This is a genomic window from Pseudomonas sp. B3(2017) (assembly GCF_002113595.1).
Classification (GTDB): domain Bacteria; phylum Pseudomonadota; class Gammaproteobacteria; order Pseudomonadales; family Pseudomonadaceae; genus Aquipseudomonas; species Aquipseudomonas ekonensis.
Genome location: NZ_NEIU01000001.1, coordinates 127,637 through 147,004 on the forward strand (window position 1 = coordinate 127,637; position 19,368 = coordinate 147,004).

Here is a 19,368-nt window from a genome sequence, read left to right on the forward strand (position 1 = left end):
GGGGTTATACTGCGCAGCAATCTGCTATTACCGCGTTTCACAAAGGTTGCCTCAATGTCCATGCGTAACGATGTCCACGACGACGATTTCGACGATGTCCCGAGCCTGCGCGCCGACACCCTCGATGACGACGACTTTCCGGCCACTGCCCGCACCTCCGTGCATTCGCGCTCGCCGCAGGCGGTCAAGGTCAAGGCCGCCAGCACCGGCCCGCTGTGGGCGCTGGTCGGCGCGCTGTTCTTCGCCTTCATTGGCCTGGCCTGGTGGAGCTTCCAGCAGATTTCGCTGATGGAGCAGCAACTGGTGGCCACCCAGGAAAGCTTCGCCCGCATCAGCGAGGAAGCGGCGGGACGCCTGCAGGACATTTCCGGCAAGGTCGTCGCCAGCCAGACCAACGTCACCACCGACAGCGAAGCCCTGAAACTGCAGATCAAGCAACTTGAAAACCGGCTGCAGGATCAGGGCCGTCAGCAGCAGGGCGTGGCCGGCCAAACCACGGACCTGGACAAGCGCCTGGCGCAGATCAGCGCCCAGGCAACCGAGCAGCAGAACGCCAATGCCCAATTGCAGGCCCAGGTCAAAGCCTTGGGCAGCGAGTTGGCCGCAGTCAAGAGCGCACCGGCCGACACCGGCAGGGTCGATGCCCAGCTAAAAGGCCTCGATGCCCAGATCAAGGGGTTCGACGCCCAGTTCAAGAGCCTCGGCGCCGACATCACGGCCCTGAAGAAGCAGGGCAACCCGAGCGCGGCCATCGACCGTCTGGAGCAGGATATCGTCGTGCTCAAGAGCCAGCAGGACAACCGTCCGGCCGGCGGGCAGGGTGGCGGCAACACCGCCGAGTTCGACGCCTTCCGCGGGCAGATGACCCGCAACCTCAACACCCTTCAGGCGCAGATCCAGAACCTGCAGCAGCAGATCAACGCCCGGCCCTGACAGGCGCTTCTTTGTGGCGAGGGAGGTCGTTCCCTCGCCACAAGCGTCCCGCAACATCCAGAACGATTGTGAATGTCCGTGCATGGGCCCAACCCGTCTACGCTCTTGAAACACCAACAAGAACGGGGGACGCGTCATGGGGATACTGCACAGGCTGGCCTGGTTCGGCGCGGTGCTGCTGTTGGGCGTCGGTCAGGCCGGCGCCGCCGCGCCGAAGGATGACGGCCAGGCTGCGAAGGCCTTGCTGGAAAAGGCCCTGGCCTATTACCACGACCACGGGGACAAGGCGTTTGCGGCCTTCAGCCGTCAAGGCGAGTTCGTCGACAAGGACCGTTATGTGTTCGTGGTCGACACCCAGGGCGTAATGCTCGCCAGCGGCGGTCCGTCGTCGGCGCTGATCGGCCGGGACGTGTCCGAAGTGCTGGGCCCGGATCTGCAGAAGGCCTTCAAGGACGCTTTGAAAGTACCGGAGGCCAATGGCATCCAACAGGCCGAGTACCGCTGGCAGAACTGGAGCGACGGCAAGGTCGAGCGCAAGCATGTGTTCTATCAGCGCATCGGCCAAAGGATCCTGGCGGTCGGCTATTACCTGCCCAGGGCTTCGGCGCAGCAAGCCCAGGCCCTGCTCGACAAGGCCGCCACGGACCTTGCGCAGAACGAGAAGGGCACGCTGACGGCGATCAATTCGCTCAAGGGCGGCTACCTGCAGGATGACCTGTACGTGTTCGTGGTCAACCTGGACAACCGACGCTATGTCGCCCACGGCACCAACCTGCGGTTGATCAACACCGACTTCGCCAAGGTCAAGGATCCGGAAGGCAAACCGGTGGGCGAACCGATCCTGGCCCTGATCGGCAAGCAGGACGAAGGCGAATACGAATACCGCTGGAAGAACCCGGTGACCGGCAAGGTCGAGGACAAGCACGCTTACCTTAAGAAGGTCGGGCCGTATCTGGTGGCGGTGGGTTACTACAGCCCTTGAGCGGGTGGCCGCGGCGCCCCCACTGACGCTATCGCCAGCAGGCTGGCTCCCTCAGGGATCGGCGGCGCCGAGGAATCTGTGGGAGCCAGCCTGCTGGCGATGACGTCAGTCAAGTCACCGCAGGTCAGGCGGATCTCAGCGGGCGCCATGCTCACGCCCGCGCAGCAACCGGTTGGGCATGGCCAGCGCCGCCGCCAGCCCCAGCAGCGAAACCCCGGCGCTGACCGTCAGCAAGTGCCGGAACGTCACCAGCAGTTCGGCCCGCAGTGCATCCTGGGCGGCGCCGGGCGCTGCGTTCAGGCCGTCGAGCAGCGCATTGCCGGACTGCCCTTCGCCGATCAGCGAACCGCCGGCCAGGTGAGCGAAGCTGGAGTCCTGCAGCAGCGCCAGCAGCAACGCCGACATCAGCGCCACCCCCACCGCGCCGCCCAGGGAACGGAACAGGTTGGTGGTGCTGGTGGCGACGCCGATGTCCTTTTGCTCCACCGAGTTCTGCGTGCCCACCAGCGAGGTCGGGAACTGCATGCCGCCGGCGATGCCGCTGAGCAGCATGAACAGGCCGCTCAGCAGGGCGTCGGCCGGCGGGGTGAAGGCCATGCCGAGGATGGAGACCGGCATCAGCAGGGCGCCGGCCAGGATCTGCGGTTTGTAGCGCCCGGTCACCGAGGTGCGGCGGCCGGCGAAGTACGCACCGACGGGCAACCCCATCGCCAGCGGCAGCAGGTGCAGCGCCGCGCTGTCGGCGCCGGCGCCGGTGACGCTCTGAAAGCGCAGCGGCATCAGCACGATCAGGGAAATCGCCTGGAAGCTGCAGAAGAAGATCGTGCACCAGCACAGCAGGGCGCTGCGGTTGGCGAACAGGTGCATCGGCAGCAGGGGCTCACGGGCGCGGCGCTCATGCCAAGCGAACACCGCCAGCACCGCCACGGCGCCGGCGAACAGGCCGAGGACTTCGCGGCTGTGCCACAGGTGCCCCTGGCCGACCTGGGTGATGGCCAGCAGCAGGGCGGTCAGGCCGACGATCATCAGCAGCGTGCCCAGGTAATCGATGACCGGTTTGCGCTGCGGCACCGGCAGCCCCCGCAGGTTGCGTCGGGCCACCCACCAGGCGCCGAGCCCCAGCGGCAGGTTGATCAGGAACACCCAGCGCCATGACAGGTATTCGGTCATGTAGCCGCCGAGCACGGGGCCGGCCACGCTGGCCACCGCGTACATGCTGCTGAAGTAGCCCTGATAGCGCCCGCGCTCCCGGGGCGGCACGATGTCGCCGATGATCGCTTGGCTTACCGAGATCATCCCGCCGGCGCCGATGCCTTGGAAGATCCGCGCCAGCACCAGTTGCTCCATGCTCTGGGCCATGGCGCAAAACAGCGAGGCCAGGGTGAACAGGCCCATGCCGAACAGCATCAGTTTGCGTCGCCCGTACAGGTCGCCGAGCTTGCCGTAGATCGGCACCGCCACGGTCATCGCCACCATGTAGCCGGAGATCACCCAGGCGAGCAGGCTCACGTCCTTGAACTGCGCAGAGATGGCCGGCATCGACACGGCGACGATGGTCTGATCCAGCGCGCCGAGGAAGATCGCCATCATCAGCGCGACCAGCACGCTGCGGATGGCCGGTTTAGGCGTTTCGGGATGATTGAGGTTGGTCACGGGCGAAACCTGCGGGCAGTGAGGATCCCGCAGGCCGTGAAGCGAGCGGGGATGTTCGCCAGTGTAAGTCGGTAGGAAGCTATTCGATAGCCTCATAAGGAAGTCCGACGTAATTTTCTGCAATGGTTTTTCGGCCCGCTTCCGAGCTGACGAAGTAGTCCAGTTCCGACGCGCTGATGCGCTGGCTGAACGCATCGTGTTCGTCGAAGCGGTGCAGCATCGAGGTCATCCACCAAGAGAAACGCTCAGCCTTCCAGACCCGGCGCAGGCAGATGGCCGAGTACTTCTCCAGCAGGTCGGTGCGCTGCTCGCGGTAGACCTTCAGCAAAATGTCGAACAGGGTGCTGACGTCGCTGGCCGCCAGGTTCAGGCCCTTGGCCCCGGTCGGCGGCACGATGTGCGCGGCGTCGCCGACCAGGAACATCCGGCCGTACTGCATCGGTTCGACCACGAAGCTGCGCAGCGGCGCGATGCTTTTCTCCAGGGACGGGCCGGTCACCAGCTTCTGCGCAAGCGCCTGGGGCAGCCGGGTTTTCAGTTCCTCCCAGAAGCGTCGGTCCGACCAGTCCTCGACGCGTTCTTCGGCCGGCACCTGCAGGTAATAGCGGGTGCGGGTGGCCGAGCGCATGCTGCACAGGGCGAAGCCGCGTTCGTGGCGGGCGTAGACCAGTTCGTCGTGCACCGGCGGGGTATCGGCCAGGATCCCCAGCCAGCCGAACGGGTAGACCCGCTCGAAGACCTTCAGGCATTCGGCGGGAATCGACTGCCGGGCTACGCCATGGTAGCCGTCGCAACCGGCGATGTAATCGCAGTCGACGCGCCAGGTTTCGCCGTCCTTTTCGAAGGTCACGAAAGGCGTGTCGCTTTTCATGCCGCCGGGAGCGACATTGGCGGCCCCGTAGATCGTCTGGCCGCCGGTCTCCCGACGAGCGGCCATGAGGTCGCGGGTGACCTCGGTCTGGCCGTAGACCGTCACGGTCTTGCCGCCGGTCAGGGCCTTCAGGTCGATGTGCACGCGGCGTCCGTCCAGGGCCAGTTCGAAGCCGTCGTGCACCAGGCCTTCGGCGTCCATCCGCTGGCCCACCCCGGCCCGGCGCAACAGCTCTGCCATGCCTTGTTCAAGCACGCCGGCGCGGATTCGGCCGAGCACGTAATCGGGTGTCTGGCGTTCGAGGATCAGGGTGTCGATGCCGGCGTTGTGCAGCAACTGGCCGAGCAGCAGACCGGAGGGGCCGGCGCCGATGATGGCGACCTGGGTTTTGCGCGTCTTCATTGTTTTTGTCGCTCGCAAGCTTCACGCGGCCTGGGCCGGTGAGTGATTTTTATGGTTCGGGCGCTTGCATTTTTCCCTTGCGGGTCTGTCAATTGAAGGTGAAAACTGAGCCGATGCCTGTACATTCTGCCAATCGGTGCGATTATCGCCCGCAACCTTCGAGGCCTGGATTGAAGTGATGAACAAGCCTGACCTGCCTTCGATTCCGGTGTTCAAGCTCTACGGTGAAAGCCTGGACTGGCCGACCCCCGACTTGCTGCACTGCGAAACCATTTCCAAACGCAGCCGCGAACACCAATGGGAAATCAAACCCCACCGCCACGCCGATCTGTGCCAGTTGCTCTTCGTATTCAAAGGTCAGGCAGAGCTTGAAATCGAAGGTCAGCGCACGCAACTCAACGAAGCCGCGATCCAGATCCTGCCGCCCCTGTCGGTGCACGGCTTTCGCTTTTCCGAGGACGTCGAAGGGTTCGTCGTCACGTTGGCCAAACCGCTGATCAACCATTTGCAGGCGCAACTGGGCAACTCGGTGCAGGCCCTGGCCCAGGCCGACAGCTACCCGGCTGGGCAGGACGCGGACTACCTCAACAGCCTGTTCGCCGCGTTGCAGGCCGAATACAACGGCCATGAGCCGGCGCGGGAAATGCTCATGCATTCGCTCGCCAGCGTGATCATGGTCTGGGTCAGCCGTCAGGCGATCCGGCGCCACACCGCCACGCAACGTCCGCAACGCCAGCGCGAATACCTCAACGGGTTCATTCAGTTGGTGGAGGAGACGTACCGCCAGCACGTCAAGGTCGAAGACCTGGCCCATCGCCTGGGCATTTCGGTGTCGCACCTCAACGGCACCTGCCGCGAGCTGGCGGGGCAGCCGGCGCTGCAGATCATGCACGAGCGGCAATTGCTGGAGGCCAAGCGCCTGCTGACCTACACCAGCATGACCATCTATGAGATGTCCGACTTGTTGGGGTTTTCCGACCCGACCAACTTCACGCGCCTGTTCCGGCGTCGGGTGGGGATTTCGCCGAAGGCTTTCCGCGACCGCCTGAAGTCCGAACCGTAAACCTGTGCAGGAGCCAGCCTGCTGGCGATAGCGACCTGTCAGCCGACATCGACGGCGGCTGTCAGTCAGCAATCGCCAGCAGGCTGGCTCCTACAAAGGGAGTCGGGCTCAGCGCAGCGCGTTGAGGGTGGCGTTGTGCGGAATGCAGCGCTCGAAGTTGCAGCTGGCGTAGTCCCGGGGCAGTTGCCGCAACTGCTCCACCCGCCAGGCCGCGGTGCCGTACAGCGCCAGCGTGGCCGCACAGGTGATGAAAATCGCGAGGTATCTTCGTGTCCTGGTGTTCATGGCGGTGACCTCTGAACGAATACCCGGGGGGTACTGTTTTCAGCATAGGTCAGCGGTGGTGAGTTGCCACTGCGTTGGAAACGCCGCTGTCTGCGGCGCCTGGACGGACGCCATCGCCAGCAGGCTGGCTCCCGCAAGGACGGGCGGGGGTTACAGGCCTTCGTCCCAGGCGGGGTTCTCGGGAAAGCGCTGCACCAGGAAGTCCAGCATGCAGCGCAGCGCCGCCGGCATGTGCTTGCGCGAGGCGTAGACCGCGTAAATGTTCATCCGCCGCGGTTCGGCGTGGGGCAGCAGGCGCACCAGTTCGCCGCTGTGAATGTGCACCCCGGCCTGATAGGTCGGCAGCATCGCCACCCCCGCGCCGGCCAGGGTCGCCCGCAGCAGGGTGCTGGCCTCGTTGGCGCTGATGTTGCCCTGCACCGGCACCGACACCGGTTCGCCGTCCTCCTCGAAATGCCACAGGCTTTTGCCGAAGTAGGAATGGGTCAGGCAGTTGTGCCGGCTCAGTTCTTCCACTCGCTGCGGCCGCGGCCGGTCGTGCAGGTACGACGGCGCGGCGCAGACCACCGAACGGCACACGGTCAGGCGCCGGGCGATCAGGTTCGGGTCGAGGTCGTTGCTGGTGCGGATCGCCAGGTCGATGCGTTCGTCCACCAGGTTCACCGTGCGGTCGAGCATCTGCAGGTCGATGTTCACGCCCGGATAGCGCTTGACGAACGCCGCCATGGCATCGGCCAGCTGCGCCTGGCCGAACGAGGTGCTGACGCTGATGCGCAGCAGCCCGCGCGGGGCGTCGTCGGGCTCGCTGACGGCGGCCTGCATGTCGCTGGACAGTTCGAGCATCTGCCGGCAGCGCGGCAGGATTTCGTTGCCGGCGGCGGTCAGGCTCAACTTGCGTGTGGTGCGGTGCATCAAACGTGCGCCGACCCAGTCCTCCAGTTCCGCCAGATACCGCGACACCACCGGCCGCGACAGCTCCAGGTGATCGGCCGCCGCCGACTGGCTGCCCAGATCCACCACCGTGACAAACACCCGCATTGCTTGGAGACGATCCATGATTTGCCCGCTTTCAGAAACAAACTATGTTCAAGCATCGCATTTTTTGTACCGACTCTGGCAACTAAGCTCTCTCCCATCGCCAAGCCTGGCATTTGAACAGCGGAGCAACCGATGATCGGCTTCACCACCCTCAAGCGTGTCCTACTCGCCACCGCCACCCTCGGCTTCGCCGCGCACGCCGCCGCAGCCAACCTGACCCTCGACGTCTACAACCCCGGCACCCACGCCATCTTCCCGGTGACCTCGGTGCTGGTCAGCGGCGAGAAGGACGCGATCCTGGTCGATGCCCAGTTCGGCAAGTCCCAGGCCGAGCAGGTGGTGGAAAAGATCCGCGCCAGCGGCAAGCACCTGACCGCCATCTACATCAGCCACGGTGACCCGGACTACTACTTCGGCCTCGACACCCTGACCAAGGCCTTCCCGGACGCCAAGGTGCTGGCCTCGCAGCCGACCGTCGACCACATCAAGCAGACCGTGGACGGCAAGCTCGCGTTCTGGGGCCCGAAAATGGGCGACGACGTGCCGGCCAAGACCATCGTGCCGGGTGTGCTTGAAGGCGACAGCCTGATCCTCGAAGGGCAGAAGCTGCAAGTGGTCGGCCTGGAAGGCAAGCAGCCGGACCGCAGCTTCGTGTGGATCCCGTCGCTCAAGGCCGTGGTCGGCGGCGTGGTGGTGGCCGAGAACATCCATGTGTGGATGGCCGACACCCAGACCGCGCAATCCCACGCCGACTGGCTGGAGACCCTGCACTCGATCGAGACCCTGAAGCCGAAGACCGTGGTGCCGGGCCATTACCTGGGCGACAGCGGCCGCTCGCTGGCCTCGGTGCGGTTCACCGCCGACTACATCAAGGCTTTCGACGAAGAGACCGCCAAGGCCAAGGACTCCGCCGCCCTGATCGCCGCGATGAAGAAGCGCTACCCGAAACTGGGCGAGGAAAGCTCCCTGGAGCTGAGCGCCAAGGTCGCCAAGGGCGAAATGAAGTGGTGAGCCGTTCCTGAACTTAGCAACACTCTCAAGCCAACTGGAGAATGTCATGAGCAAGATCGCAATCATCGGAGCCACCGGCCGGGCCGGCAGCCAATTGCTGGAAGAGGCCCTGCGCCGCGGCCACAGCGTCACCGCCATCGCCCGGGACACGTCGAAGATCGGCGCCCGTGCCGGCGTGACGGCCAAGTCCCTCGACGTGCTGGACGCCGCTGCGCTGCAAGCGGCGGTGGCCGGCCACGACGCGGTGATCAGCGCCGCGCATTTCGCCACCGTGCCGGCCGCTGCCGTGACCGGTCCGGTCAAGCGGGCCGGAGTCAAGCGTCTGCTGGTGGTGGGCGGCGCCGGTTCGCTGCTGCTGCCGGACGGCACCCGGGTGATCGACAGCGCGGGTTTCCCGGCCGAGTACAAGGCCGAGGCCAGCGCCGGTGCCGCGTTCCTCGAAGCGTTGCGTCAGGAGAAAGAACTGGACTGGACGTTCCTGTCGCCGTCCGCGGAGTTCGTCGAAGGCGAGCGCAGCGGCACGTTTCGGGTGGGCAAGGACGATCTGCTGGTCAGCGCCGAAGGCCGCAGTTGGATCACCTTCGCCGACTACGCCATCGCCCTGATCGACGAGGTACAGACACCGAAGCATTCGCGCCAGCGTTTCACCGTCGGCTACTGATCCACCCCGCGTTGTGGGAGCCACTGTCCGGCTCCCGCTTCTGCGCTGCATTCACTTTCGCCATCGCCAGCAGGCTGGCTCCCACAGGGGCCGGCGGGGAGCCCGCTCGCGAAGGTGTCAGTTCAGAATGCTCATGTTCCTCCGCCATCGCCGGCAACGGGTTCTCACAGGCTTCTCGGCGCCGCCGATCCTTGTGGGAGCCAGCCTGCTGGCGATGGCGTCACTGAAGACGCCGCAACACCCAGCGGCTCAGCGGGTATGCGCCTGCTCCACCAGCCACACCATCAGTTCCCGCAGCTTCGCCGACGGCTCTGGCCTGTCTGGCGCCACCACGTAGTAGCCAAGCCCTGTCTTGACCTTCAGATCGAACGGCGTCACCAGCCGTCCGGCGTTCAGGTCATCGCCGATCAACGACCAGTCACCGATCGCCACACCCGTGCCGTGGGACGCCATCGACATGGCCTGGTCCAGCGTCTCGAAGTGCTGACCGCTGCCGATGTTGTTCAGCCGCAGGTCAGCGGCCTTCAGCCAGAGCGTCCAGTCCTGGTCGTCATGGGTGGGGTGCAGCAGCAAGTGTTGTTGCAGATCGGCCGGAGAGTTCAGGCCCGGTGCGCCCTTGAGCAGCACCGGCGAGCAGACCGGCGTCAGCTGTTCGTCGAACATGTGCAGCGCGGCCGGCAGGTCGTGGGGCGCGGTGCCGTAGATCACCGCCGCGTCGAACTGTTCACGCTGGAAGTCCACCCTGTGCTGGAGCGAGGCGGTCAGCTTCACCGGCGCGTCCGGGCGTTCGCGCTGCCACTGCATCAGGCGCGGCAACAGCCAGCGCATCACGCAGCTCGGTGCCTTGAGTTGCAGGGTCTCGCGTTTGGCGCCGATCTGCTCCACCGAATCGCCGATCAGGTCGAACACCTGCTGCACCTTCGGCAGCCATTCGCGGCCTTCGGCGGTCAGTTCCAGCCCCCGGGCCAGGCGGATGAACAGCTCATAGCCCAAATGATCCTCGAGCCCTGCGATCTGTCGGCTCACCGCGCCCTGGGTGATGTGCAACTGCTCGGCGGCCCGGGTGAAGTTGCAGCACTGCGCGGTGACCAGAAACGTGTGCAGGGCGGGCAGGGGAGGCAGTCGTTTCATGTGGATCCAAGGTATGACGTGAGGACATGGCTAGTATGAGCTTTTATCGATTGTTGCGGCTATGGGGCGCCCGTTTCAATGAGGCCATTCCCGGACTCCCGCAAAAGGAGGCCGGAGTCTCAATCGAACAAGAAGGGCATAACCATGGCGACATGCGGCGAAGTACTGGTCAAGTTACTCGAGGATTACGGAGTCGAGCAGGTGTTCGGCATCCCGGGGGTGCACACCGTGGAGCTGTATCGCGGGCTGGCCCGTTCGAGCATCAACCACGTCACCCCGCGCCATGAGCAGGGCGCCGGCTTCATGGCCGACGGCTATGCCCGCACCAGCGGCAAGCCAGGCGTGTGCTTCATCATCACCGGCCCCGGCATGACCAACATCACCACCGCCATGGGCCAGGCCTACGCCGACTCGATCCCGATGCTGGTGATCTCCAGCGTGCAGTCGCGCAGCCAGTTGGGCGGCGGCCGCGGCAAGCTCCACGAACTGCCGAACCAGAGCGCGCTGGTCGGCGGTGTGGCGGCGTTCTCCCACACCTTGATGTCCGCCTCGGAACTGCCGGCGGTGCTGGCCCGGGCGTTCGCGCTGTTCCAGGCCGGGCGTCCGCGTCCGGTGCACATCGAGATCCCGCTGGACGTGCTGGTGGAAGACGCCGATGACCTGCTCGCCAGCGTGCCGGTGCACATCGACCGCGCCGGTGCCGCACCGTCTGCCGTGAACCGCATGGCCGAACTGTTGGCGGGTGCAGAGCGTCCGCTGATCCTCGCCGGCGGCGGCGCCATCGACGCGGCCGCCGAACTCACCGAACTGGCCGAACGGCTGGACGCGCCGGTGGCGCTGACCATCAACGCCAAAGGCATGTTGCCGTCGGGCCATCCGCTGCTGATCGGTTCGACCCAGAGCCTGGTCGCCACCCGTGCGCTGGTGGCCGATGCCGATGTGGTGCTGGCCATCGGCACCGAGCTGGCGGAAACCGACTACGACGTCACCTTCGCCGGCGGCTTCGAGATTCCCGGCCAACTGCTGCGCGTCGACATCGACCCGGACCAGACCGTGCGCAACTACCCGCCGCACGTGGCGCTGGTGGCCGACTCACGCAACGCGGCCCAGGCGCTGCTCAGCGCGATGGCCCATCACCCCCTGGCCGAGCGCCGCAACGATTGGGGCCAGGTGCGCGCCGCCCGCCTGCGCGAGGAACTGGCCGCCGGCTGGGACGCGCCGGCCCTGGCCCAGACCCGCTTCCTGGAAACCGTTCTGCACGAGTTGCCGCAAGCGGTGTTCGTCGGTGACTCCACGCAACCGGTGTACACCGGCAACCTCACCTTCAACCCCGACCATCCGCGCCGCTGGTTCAACGCCTCCACCGGCTACGGCACCCTCGGCTACGCCTTGCCGGCGGCCATCGGCGCCTGGCTGGGCGGCCGCCTGGAGCAAGGCGCGCGCCCGCCGGTGGTGTGCCTGATCGGCGACGGCGGCCTGCAGTTCACCCTGCCGGAACTGGCCAGCGCCGTGGAGGCGCGGGTGCCGGTGATCGTCCTGTTGTGGAACAACCAGGGCTACGAAGAGATCAAGCGCTACATGGTCAACCGCGCCATCGAACCGGTGGGCGTGGACATCTACACCCCGGACTTCATCGGCGTGGCCCAGGCCCTGGGCTGTGCGGCCCACTCGGCCGGCTCCGTCGAGCAACTGCGCGGCGCGCTGCGGGCGGCCACGGACCGTCAGGGCCCGACCCTGATCGAAATCGACCAGACACAATGGATGAAGGCGGTGGCGCAATGAGTTCGGCCCTGAATTTCCCGACGACCCTCGACGGTCTCTACATCAATGGCCAATGGTCGTCCGGCGGCGAACACCTGCGGGTGATCAACCCGGCCACCGAAGCGCTGCTGACCACGGTCAACGGCGGCGACGAGCGCGCGGTCGACCGGGCGGTGGCGGCGGCGGCCGAAGCCTTCAAGGCCTGGTCGAAGACCACCGGCGCCGAGCGTGCGGCGATCCTGCGCAACATCGCCAACGGCGTGCGCAACGGCCGCGAACACCTGATGAAGCTGCAGTCGAGCAACAACGGCAAGCCGCTGTTCGAGGCGGTCATCGACGTCGATGACGTGATCGCGACGTTCGAGTACTACGCCGGGCTGGCCGACAGCCTGGACGCCAAGAACGACGCGGAGGTGCCGCTGCCCAGCGACGACTTCAGCGCCCGCGTGCGCCGCGAGCCCTGCGGTGTGGTCGGGCTGATCGTGCCGTGGAACTTCCCGATGGTCACCACCGCGTGGAAGCTCGCCCCGGCCCTGGCCGCCGGCTGCTGCGTGGTGCTCAAGCCGTCGGAGGTCACGCCGCTGGCGGAGCTGGAGCTGGCAGCGATCATCGCCGAGTCCGGCCTGCCTGACGGCGTGTTCAACCTGGTCTGCGGCACTGGGCTGGCGGTGGGGGCGCCGCTGGCGGCGGATCCGCGCATCGCCAAGGTGTCGTTCACCGGCAGCAACGCAGTGGGGGTGCAGGTGATGCAGCGCGCCGCCGAGACCGTGAAGGGCGTGAGCCTGGAGCTGGGCGGCAAATCCTCGCTGCTGGTGCTGGCCGACGCCGACCTCGACCTGGCGGTGGAACTGGCCTGCGGCGGTGCCTTCTTCAACGCCGGGCAAATGTGCTCGGCCACCAGCCGGGTGCTGGTCGCCGATGAGCTGGCCGACGAATTCCTCACGCGGCTCAAGGCCCGCGCCGAGAGGATCCGCGTGGCCGACCCGTTCGACCCAGACGTGGAAATGGGCGCGCTGGTCAACCAGGCGCAGTACCAGCGGGTGCTCGGCCACATCGACCGCGGCCTGAGCGCCGGGGCGAAGCTGGTGTGCGGCGGCAACCGTCCCGCCGACCTCGCCCGCGGCTACTTCTTGCAGCCGACGGTGTTCACCGAAGTGCCCCTGGACAGTGCGCTGTGGTGCGAGGAGATCTTCGGGCCGGTGGTGTGCGTGCGCAGTTTCGCCACCGAGGCCGAGGCGATCGCCCTGGCCAACGACAGCCGGTTCGGCCTGGTGGCCAGTGTGGTCACCCGTGACGCCGAAGCCGCGGACCGGGTCGCCGACGCCCTGCAGGCGGGGCTTGTGTGGCTGAACGCGCTGCAGGTGATCTTCCCGCAGACGGCGTGGGGCGGCTACAAGCAGAGCAGCCTGGGCCGTGAGCTGGGGCCGTGGGGACTGGCCGCGTTCCAGGAGATCAAGCACGTGGTGCGGGCGCTCTGAACGCCCGAAAAAAGTGAACGCATGCCTCGCAATGAGGCATGCGCCGGCGTCATGGCTCCAATGAGTTTTTATCGATGGTCAGCGCTTGCGCCCGACCTCAGGATGAATCCGCCGACCTCGCCCAAGCCCTTTGAAACCGGGGCTTTGGCGGTTCCGGACGGTCAGCGCAAGGGTTGCGGTCAATCTCATACTTACAAGAACAAAGGGAGTCCTTCATGGGCGAGCACGATCTGAACAGGCGTCAATTCATCAAGACCGTCGGCGTGGCCTCGGTGGCTGCGGCGGCGTTGAGCATGCCCTTCATCCGGGCGAGCGCCAGCGACACCCGTTTCGCCGGCAAGACCCTGCGCCTGCTGACCTGGTCGGATGACACCGGCCTGGCCGCGTTGCGCAACATCGCCGCGACCTTCGAGGCCAAGACCGGCGCCAAGGTGATCGCCGACCGCACCGGCAGCACCTCGGAAATGGTCGCCAAGCTCAAGGCCGGCGGCGACCGTCCGCAGTACGACATCATCACCCTGGCCGGCGTCGGCGCCGAAGGCCTGGCCGCCGCCGGGCTGCTGGAAAAGCCCGACCTGAACCGCATCCCCAACCTGATCGACGTGCCGGAAAAGTACCGCACCGGCGCCAACGGCCACGGCATCGGTTACCTGCTGTGGTGCAACAGCCTGGTCTACAGCACCCGCACCCAAAGCACGGCGCCGGACAGCTACGCCGCACTGTGGGACGCTGACCTGGCGCCGAACATCTTCCTGCCGCCGCCGAACTGGACCGAGGCGATGGACCTGATCATCATCGCCGCCAAACTGGCCGGCGGCGACGAGCACAACATCGAGCCGGGCTTCAAGAAACTGGCCGAGCTCAAGGACCGCGTGGTGACCTTGGGCGAGAACCCCAACCAGATCGCCGAACTGTTCCGCACCGGCTCCCTGGACATGGGCGGGCTCTACGCCCCGGCGTTCTTCCCCAAGCAGATCCGCGACGCGAACTACGGCCTGGGCGCCACGTTCGGCATGAAGGAAGGGTTCTACACCGACCTGATGCTGTCGGTGATGCCCAAGAACCGTCCCGGCGACACCGACCTGGCCTACGCCTTCATCGATCACTCCCTCGACCCGCTGGTGCAGGGCAAGATGGCCGAAGACATCTTCAACGGCCCGGTCAACGCCAAGGCGATCATCTCTGCCGAGGCGCGCAAGAGCCCGTACATCCTGACGCCGGAGCAGATCGCCGAGAAGGCGATCATGCACGACAACGCCTTCCTGGCCACCGTGCATGACCAGTGGATCCGTCGCTACACGGAAATCTTTTCTTCCTGAGCCGAACGCAACCTTCAGAACACCGCAACCCCCTGTGGGAGCTGGCTTGCCAGCGATAGCAATCTGTCAGTGAGTTCATTTCGACAGGTCGGCCGTCATCGCTGGCAAGCCAGCTCCCACAGGGTTCGCGGGGGTTTGGAAATCTGTGTTTGTCAGTTGTTTTTCCATTGACGAGATCATTGCCATGGAACATCAATCCCTGACCCACCCGGTCGGCGCGGCCGACGTGCGCCCGGCGCGCGGCGTTTCGCCCACCGTCCGGGCGTGGTTTTTCCTCACGCCGTCGATGCTGTTCCTCGGCGTGCTGATCGCCGCGAGCCTGCTGGTGCTGCGCATGAGCATCGGCACCAAGGGCGCGGAGTGGACGGGTTTCAGCTTGGCCAGCTACGCGCAGCTGCTCGAACCGTACTACCTCAAGTCGTTGCTGCTGACCCTGCGCCTGGCGCTGATCAGCGCGGTGATCGCCGTGCTGCTGGCGATCCCGGTGGCGTACACCATGTCGCGCCTGACGTCGCCGTTCGTGCGGCGGATCTTCCTGGCGGCGGTGCTGCTGCCGCTGTTGGTCAACCTGCTGCTGCAGAGCTACGGCTGGCTGGTGATCCTCGGCCCCGGCGGCATGCTCAACCAGACCCTGATGGGGCTGGGCCTGATCAAGCGGCCGATCATGCTGCTGTACAACCAGAACGGCGTGCTGATGGGGCTGGTGCAGACCGCGTTCCCGCTGGCCGTGCTGCCGATCGCCAGCGCCATGCGCGGCGTGTCCCGCAGCTTCGAAGAGGCCGCCGCGACCCTGGGCGCCAGCCGCTGGCAGGTGTTCCGCCAGGTGGTGCTGCCGATGAGCCTGCCGGGGATCATCACCGGCGCGACGCTGGTGTTCGCCTACAACGCCAGCAGCTTCGTGGTGCCGCTGCTGCTGGGCGGGCGGCGGGTGCCGATGCTGGCGGTGATGGTGCACGACCAGATCGCCCCGCTGATGAACTGGCCCGCCGCGTCCGCCGCAGGCGTGGTGCTGATCGCCACCACCCTGGCGATCATGACCCTGTCCGAATACGTCACCGGCCGCCGTCGCCGGTTGCTGGAGGCTTCGCAATGACTGCCCTGACCAAGAAGCGCCACGCGCTGCTGCCCGGCGACACGGGCAAGTTCGCCGGGATCCTGTCCGGTGTGATCCTGCTGCTGGTGGTGCTGCCGATCCTGACCATGATCGTGATGTCGTTCAGCGGCGCGTCGAACCTCGACTTCCCGCCGGCCAGCTACAGCCTGCAATGGTACAAGGCCGCGTGGCACACCTTCGTCTCGCCGGACGCCAGCGACGTGCTGAGCCTCGGTCAGGCCATGGCCACCAGCCTGCTGGTGTCGTGCCTGACCATGGTCTTCGCCACCCTGATCGCAGTGCCGGCGGCCTACGCGCTGACCCGCTGCGAGTTCCGCGGCAAGGCGGTGGCGCTGCAACTGATGTCGCTGCCGCTGGTGTTCCCGATGGTGGTGCTGGGCCTGGCGATGCTGTTGGTGTTCGACAGCCTGCCGTTCCACATGACCACCTCGCGGCTGGTGATCGCCCACGTGATCCTGGCGCTGCCGTTCGTGGTCAAGAACTGCACGGCGGCCATGCTCTCCATCGGCAGCGAGGTCGAGGAGGCGGCGCAGATGCTCGGCGCCTCGCCGCTGCGGGCGATCGTCGATGTGGTGGTGCCGCTGATGAAGTCGGGGATCCTGGCGGGCATGCTGCTGGCGTTCATCGTCTCGTTCAACGAATTCACCGTCACCTATTTCCTCTACACCATCGACGTCATGACCGTGCCGATCTGGATGTACAGCCGCACCGTGTCCTCGCTCGACCCCACCGTATTCTCGTTTGCCGTGCTGATCGTGCTGATCGACTTCGTCCTGATCTGGGCGCTGGAGAAGCTGGTGGGCGAGGGCGGCGTTTCCTTCTGATTTGAGGTGCAACATGTCTGGACTGATTCTGGAAAACGTCGAGAAGCATTACGGCTCGGCCTGCGCGGTGAAAGACGTCAACCTGCATTTGCCCCAGGGCAAGCTGGTGTGTTTCCTGGGGCCGTCGGGCTGCGGCAAGACCACCTTGCTGCGCATGATCGCCGGGCTTGAGACCCTCACCGGCGGCGAGATCCGCCTGGACGGCGAGGACATCGGCCACACCCCGGCGCACCTGCGCAACTTCGGCATGGTGTTCCAGTCGCTGGCGCTGTTCCCGCACATGACCGTGGGCGAGAACATCGCCTATCCGTTGAAGCTGCGCGGCGTGGGCAAGGCCGAGCAGCGGGCGCGGGTGGTGGAGCTGCTGGAAATGATCCAGCTGCAGGCGATGATCGACCGTCCGGTGGCCAAGCTCTCCGGCGGCCAGCGCCAACGGGTGGCGATCGCCCGGGCGATTGCCTCGCACCCCAAGATCCTGCTGCTCGACGAGCCGCTGTCGGCGCTGGACGCCAAGCTGCGCGAATCGATGCAGGTGGAGATCCGCCAACTGCAGCAGCGGCTGAACATCACCACCATCATGGTCACCCATGACCAGCGCGAGGCCATGACCATGGCCGACATCGTGGTGGTGCTGGGCGAGCACCGGGTGCAGCAGGTGGGCACGCCCATCGAGATCTACCGGCACCCGGCCAACGAATTCGTCGCGGACTTCATCGGCTCGGGCAACATTTTCCCGGCCACGGCGCTGGGCGACGGCAAGGTCGTGCTGCCGGGCGGCGATGCGCTGCAAGTGCCGATCTGCAGCAGCATCGTGGTGGGCCAGAAGGTGAAGATGCTGATCCGCCCCGAAGACCTGCAACTGTCGGCGCCTCAGGCGACGGCGGGCAACCGGCTGCTGGGCACGGTGACGTTCGTGCGCGACATCGGCGCGACCATCGAGACCACGGTGGAGTGTTCCGGGGTGACGTTCACCGCATTGAGCACGCCGTGCCAGGACATCGGCCTGGGGATCGGGCATCCGGTGTCGGTGACGCTGCCGTCCGAGGCGTGCCGGGTGCTGGGGGCTTGATCCGGCCGTGATGCCGGCAGGCTGGCTCCCACATGGAATCCGTGATCAACACACATCCCCTGTGGGAGCCAGCCTGCTGGCGATAGGGCCGGGCGCAGCACCGCAAAAATTGGATCAGACCGTGAGCCGCAACCGCGCCAGATCCCGCAGCGGCGGCGCGCCGAACAGCCGGCTGTACTCGCGGCTGAACTGCGACGGACTTTCATAGCCCACCCGATACCCCGCCGCCGAGGCTTCCAGCCCCTCGGTCAGCATCAGCCGCCGGGCCTCTTGCAGGCGCAGTTGCTTCTGGTACTGCAGCGGGCTCATCGCTGTCATCGCCTTGAAGCGGTGATGCAGGGTGGAGACGCTCAGGTTCACTTCCTTGGCCAGGTCATCGATGCGCAACGGCTGCTCGAAGTTGCCGTTGAGCCATTTGATCGCCTGGCTGATGCGGTGGCTCTGGCTGTTGGCGATGGCGATCTCGTACAGCCGGTGGCCCTGGGGGCTGCGCAGCAGGCGATAGAGAATCTCCCGGCGGATCAGCGGCGCGAGCATGGCGATGTCTTTGGGCGTGTCGAGCAGGCGCGCCAGGCGCAGCACCGCGTCGAGCATGGCGCTGTCGATCCGTTCGACGTACAGGCCGCGCCCGGTCGGCCGGGTCGGCACGCCCATGGGGCCGGCGTCGGCGATCAGCGCGGTGATTTCCGCAGGGTCGATGTCCAGGCGCACGGCCAGGATCGGCTCGTCGGGCGAGACGTTCACCACCCGCCCGCTCAGCGGCATCGAGACCGACACCACCAGGTAGTTCAAAGGATCGTAGTTGAAGTACTCGTCCGCCAGCCGCACCTCCTTGCGTCCCTGGGCCATGATGCACAGCGCCGGTTGCGCCAGCACCGGGGCGAAGTCATGGGACTGGGTGTGGCGGGACATGAACAGCGAACCGATGGCCGTGGCGTAGCTGCCGTCTTCCGAGGTGTTGCGGCGGATGAGCGTCGCCAGTTCCGCGCGCTGCTTTTCCATGTCGGCGTCCAGCGGGGCTGGGAAATGTTCGGGTGACGTCATGCACGACCTCCTCGGCAAGGGCGGTGAAGTGGGGCAGAGCATAAGTTTGTGCAAGCGTGAGCGGTAGACACATCCTGTCAAATGCTTGCCTGATCCTGCACGGGGTTGCCTCGGCCCCCAGACATGACAGGACGCAGGCGGGCAAACTTGCTCGAAACCTGTGTGACAGCACCGTGACAGGCCTTCACACTTTTTTACAGGGCCTTGAGGCAGTTTCGCAGGATCGTGCAAGGCAACGGCAGGAATCGACTAACGGCGCCCGGCAGGCAGCCCGTAACCTTGGATCCTGTCGCAGCCCGTCCCCGGCTGCCACGCGACTCCCTGGGAGGGATTGAACATGTCCAAGCAAATTCCCGTCAGTCATATGGCCTTCATCCGGGCGCGCGCCGGGCGCTCGGAAGAGTTGGGCGTGCGCCTGAGCGCGCTGATCGAGCCGTCCCGCGCCGCCCCCGGTTGCCTGAACTTCGCCTTGCAGCATTCGCAGTGCGATCCGCAGCTGTGGCTGGTGTCCGGCTTCTGGAGCAGCCAGCAGGCGATGACCGCCTATTTCGCCAGTCCGTCGATGGAGGTGTTCGGCGAGCTGGTGCAGGACCTGGTGGTCAACCAAGTGGATTTCCACACGTTCAAGGAGGTGTCGGCCGCCCAGGCGCTCGGCGCCTGCGGTGCACCGGTACACAAACTCGCCGGTTGAGGGTTTAATGGCCGGCCTATTTGACTGAGCCGGAACCT

General features: G+C 66.0%; 18 protein-coding genes. 12 read left to right on the forward strand and 6 right to left on the reverse strand.

The features are described from left to right. Positions 1–54: 54 nt before the first annotated feature. Both CAG33_RS00525 and CAG33_RS00530 read left to right on the forward strand, forming a co-directional pair. Complete coding sequence (locus tag CAG33_RS00525) at positions 55–933, forward strand: ATPase (protein WP_170929935.1); 879 nt, start codon at positions 55–57, stop codon at positions 931–933. A 136-nt stretch (positions 934–1,069) separates the two neighbouring features. Next, a complete protein-coding gene (locus CAG33_RS00530) occupies positions 1,070–1,915 on the forward strand; it encodes a cache domain-containing protein (RefSeq protein ID WP_085580315.1) in 846 nt (281 codons plus the stop codon). Positions 1,916–2,050: 135 nt separating this feature from the next. Here CAG33_RS00530 and CAG33_RS00535 read toward each other — a convergent pair whose 3' ends face one another. Then, a complete protein-coding gene (locus CAG33_RS00535) occupies positions 2,051–3,568 on the reverse strand; it encodes an MDR family MFS transporter (RefSeq protein ID WP_085580317.1) in 1,518 nt (505 codons plus the stop codon). Positions 3,569–3,647: 79 nt separating this feature from the next. After that, positions 3,648–4,841 carry a 4-hydroxybenzoate 3-monooxygenase gene (pobA, locus tag CAG33_RS00540; protein WP_085636564.1) on the reverse strand — a complete coding sequence of 398 codons (1,194 nt, stop codon included), beginning with the start codon at positions 4,839–4,841 and terminating at the stop codon, positions 3,648–3,650. Between the two features lie 178 nt (positions 4,842–5,019). On the opposite strand from pobA, the gene CAG33_RS00545 reads away from it, so the two are divergent. Beyond that, positions 5,020–5,904, forward strand: a complete 885-nt coding sequence (locus CAG33_RS00545; protein ID WP_085580321.1) for a helix-turn-helix domain-containing protein — start codon at positions 5,020–5,022, stop codon at positions 5,902–5,904. Positions 5,905–6,012: 108 nt separating this feature from the next. Here CAG33_RS00545 and CAG33_RS28445 read toward each other — a convergent pair whose 3' ends face one another. Continuing rightward, on the reverse strand, positions 6,013–6,189 hold the full coding sequence (locus CAG33_RS28445; RefSeq protein WP_167360513.1) for a hypothetical protein: 177 nt from the start codon (positions 6,187–6,189) through the stop codon (positions 6,013–6,015). A 150-nt stretch (positions 6,190–6,339) separates the two neighbouring features. Continuing rightward, a complete protein-coding gene (locus CAG33_RS00550; RefSeq protein WP_085629491.1) occupies positions 6,340–7,245 on the reverse strand; it encodes a LysR family transcriptional regulator in 906 nt (301 codons plus the stop codon). Positions 7,246–7,359: 114 nt separating this feature from the next. Here CAG33_RS00550 and CAG33_RS00555 point away from each other — a divergent pair, with 114 nt between their 5' ends. Then, a complete protein-coding gene (locus CAG33_RS00555; RefSeq protein ID WP_085580325.1) occupies positions 7,360–8,238 on the forward strand; it encodes an MBL fold metallo-hydrolase in 879 nt (292 codons plus the stop codon). A gap of 46 nt (positions 8,239–8,284) precedes the next feature. Continuing rightward, positions 8,285–8,899 (forward strand): NAD(P)-dependent oxidoreductase, encoded by a 615-nt coding sequence (locus CAG33_RS00560; RefSeq protein WP_085636566.1) that lies wholly within the window; start codon positions 8,285–8,287, stop codon positions 8,897–8,899. A gap of 249 nt (positions 8,900–9,148) precedes the next feature. Here the strand turns inward: CAG33_RS00560 and CAG33_RS00565 are convergent, their stop codons facing one another. Beyond that, on the reverse strand, positions 9,149–10,030 hold the full coding sequence (locus CAG33_RS00565; RefSeq protein WP_085636568.1) for a LysR substrate-binding domain-containing protein: 882 nt from the start codon (positions 10,028–10,030) through the stop codon (positions 9,149–9,151). 144 nt (positions 10,031–10,174) lie between these two features. Between CAG33_RS00565 and CAG33_RS00570 the strand changes: the two genes are divergently transcribed. The 6 genes from CAG33_RS00570 (at position 10,175) to CAG33_RS00595 (ending at position 17,595) form a co-directional block, all read left to right on the forward strand. Then, complete coding sequence (locus CAG33_RS00570; RefSeq protein WP_085636570.1) at positions 10,175–11,812, forward strand: 5-guanidino-2-oxopentanoate decarboxylase; 1,638 nt, start codon at positions 10,175–10,177, stop codon at positions 11,810–11,812. An 8-nt stretch (positions 11,813–11,820) separates the two neighbouring features. After that, positions 11,821–13,269, forward strand: coding sequence for an aldehyde dehydrogenase family protein (locus tag CAG33_RS00575; protein WP_170929940.1), 1,449 nt, complete (start codon positions 11,821–11,823; stop codon positions 13,267–13,269). 215 nt (positions 13,270–13,484) lie between these two features. Then, a complete protein-coding gene (locus CAG33_RS00580; RefSeq protein ID WP_085580338.1) occupies positions 13,485–14,588 on the forward strand; it encodes an ABC transporter substrate-binding protein in 1,104 nt (367 codons plus the stop codon). Between the two features lie 184 nt (positions 14,589–14,772). Beyond that, positions 14,773–15,681, forward strand: a complete 909-nt coding sequence (locus CAG33_RS00585; protein WP_085580340.1) for an ABC transporter permease — start codon at positions 14,773–14,775, stop codon at positions 15,679–15,681. Beyond that, positions 15,678–16,526, forward strand: coding sequence for an ABC transporter permease (locus tag CAG33_RS00590; RefSeq protein ID WP_085636574.1), 849 nt, complete (start codon positions 15,678–15,680; stop codon positions 16,524–16,526). Before CAG33_RS00585 ends, CAG33_RS00590 begins: the two co-directional genes overlap by 4 nt. A gap of 13 nt (positions 16,527–16,539) precedes the next feature. After that, positions 16,540–17,595, forward strand: coding sequence for an ABC transporter ATP-binding protein (locus CAG33_RS00595; protein WP_085580345.1), 1,056 nt, complete (start codon positions 16,540–16,542; stop codon positions 17,593–17,595). A gap of 114 nt (positions 17,596–17,709) precedes the next feature. On the opposite strand, the gene CAG33_RS00600 is transcribed toward CAG33_RS00595, so the two are convergent. Further along, positions 17,710–18,639: an AraC family transcriptional regulator gene (locus tag CAG33_RS00600; RefSeq protein WP_085580347.1), complete on the reverse strand. Its 930-nt coding sequence runs from the start codon at positions 18,637–18,639 to the stop codon at positions 17,710–17,712. A gap of 337 nt (positions 18,640–18,976) precedes the next feature. Here CAG33_RS00600 and CAG33_RS00605 point away from each other — a divergent pair, with 337 nt between their 5' ends. Beyond that, a complete protein-coding gene (locus CAG33_RS00605) occupies positions 18,977–19,330 on the forward strand; it encodes a putative quinol monooxygenase (protein ID WP_085580349.1) in 354 nt (117 codons plus the stop codon). Positions 19,331–19,368 lie beyond the last annotated feature (38 nt).

Coding starts and splice junctions, on each gene's coding strand:
- CAG33_RS00525 (WP_170929935.1), top strand. CDS start 55: ATGTCCATGCGTAACGATGTCCACGACGACGATTTCGACGATGTCCCG.
- CAG33_RS00530 (WP_085580315.1), top strand. CDS start 1,070: ATGGGGATACTGCACAGGCTGGCCTGGTTCGGCGCGGTGCTGCTGTTG.
- pobA (WP_085636564.1), bottom strand. CDS start 4,841: ATGAAGACGCGCAAAACCCAGGTCGCCATCATCGGCGCCGGCCCCTCC.
- CAG33_RS00545 (WP_085580321.1), top strand. CDS start 5,020: ATGAACAAGCCTGACCTGCCTTCGATTCCGGTGTTCAAGCTCTACGGT.
- CAG33_RS28445 (WP_167360513.1), bottom strand. CDS start 6,189: ATGAACACCAGGACACGAAGATACCTCGCGATTTTCATCACCTGTGCG.
- CAG33_RS00550 (WP_085629491.1), bottom strand. CDS start 7,245: ATGGATCGTCTCCAAGCAATGCGGGTGTTTGTCACGGTGGTGGATCTG.
- CAG33_RS00555 (WP_085580325.1), top strand. CDS start 7,360: ATGATCGGCTTCACCACCCTCAAGCGTGTCCTACTCGCCACCGCCACC.
- CAG33_RS00560 (WP_085636566.1), top strand. CDS start 8,285: ATGAGCAAGATCGCAATCATCGGAGCCACCGGCCGGGCCGGCAGCCAA.
- CAG33_RS00565 (WP_085636568.1), bottom strand. CDS start 10,030: ATGAAACGACTGCCTCCCCTGCCCGCCCTGCACACGTTTCTGGTCACC.
- CAG33_RS00570 (WP_085636570.1), top strand. CDS start 10,175: ATGGCGACATGCGGCGAAGTACTGGTCAAGTTACTCGAGGATTACGGA.
- CAG33_RS00580 (WP_085580338.1), top strand. CDS start 13,485: ATGGGCGAGCACGATCTGAACAGGCGTCAATTCATCAAGACCGTCGGC.
- CAG33_RS00585 (WP_085580340.1), top strand. CDS start 14,773: ATGGAACATCAATCCCTGACCCACCCGGTCGGCGCGGCCGACGTGCGC.
- CAG33_RS00590 (WP_085636574.1), top strand. CDS start 15,678: ATGACTGCCCTGACCAAGAAGCGCCACGCGCTGCTGCCCGGCGACACG.
- CAG33_RS00595 (WP_085580345.1), top strand. CDS start 16,540: ATGTCTGGACTGATTCTGGAAAACGTCGAGAAGCATTACGGCTCGGCC.
- CAG33_RS00600 (WP_085580347.1), bottom strand. CDS start 18,639: ATGACGTCACCCGAACATTTCCCAGCCCCGCTGGACGCCGACATGGAA.
- CAG33_RS00605 (WP_085580349.1), top strand. CDS start 18,977: ATGTCCAAGCAAATTCCCGTCAGTCATATGGCCTTCATCCGGGCGCGC.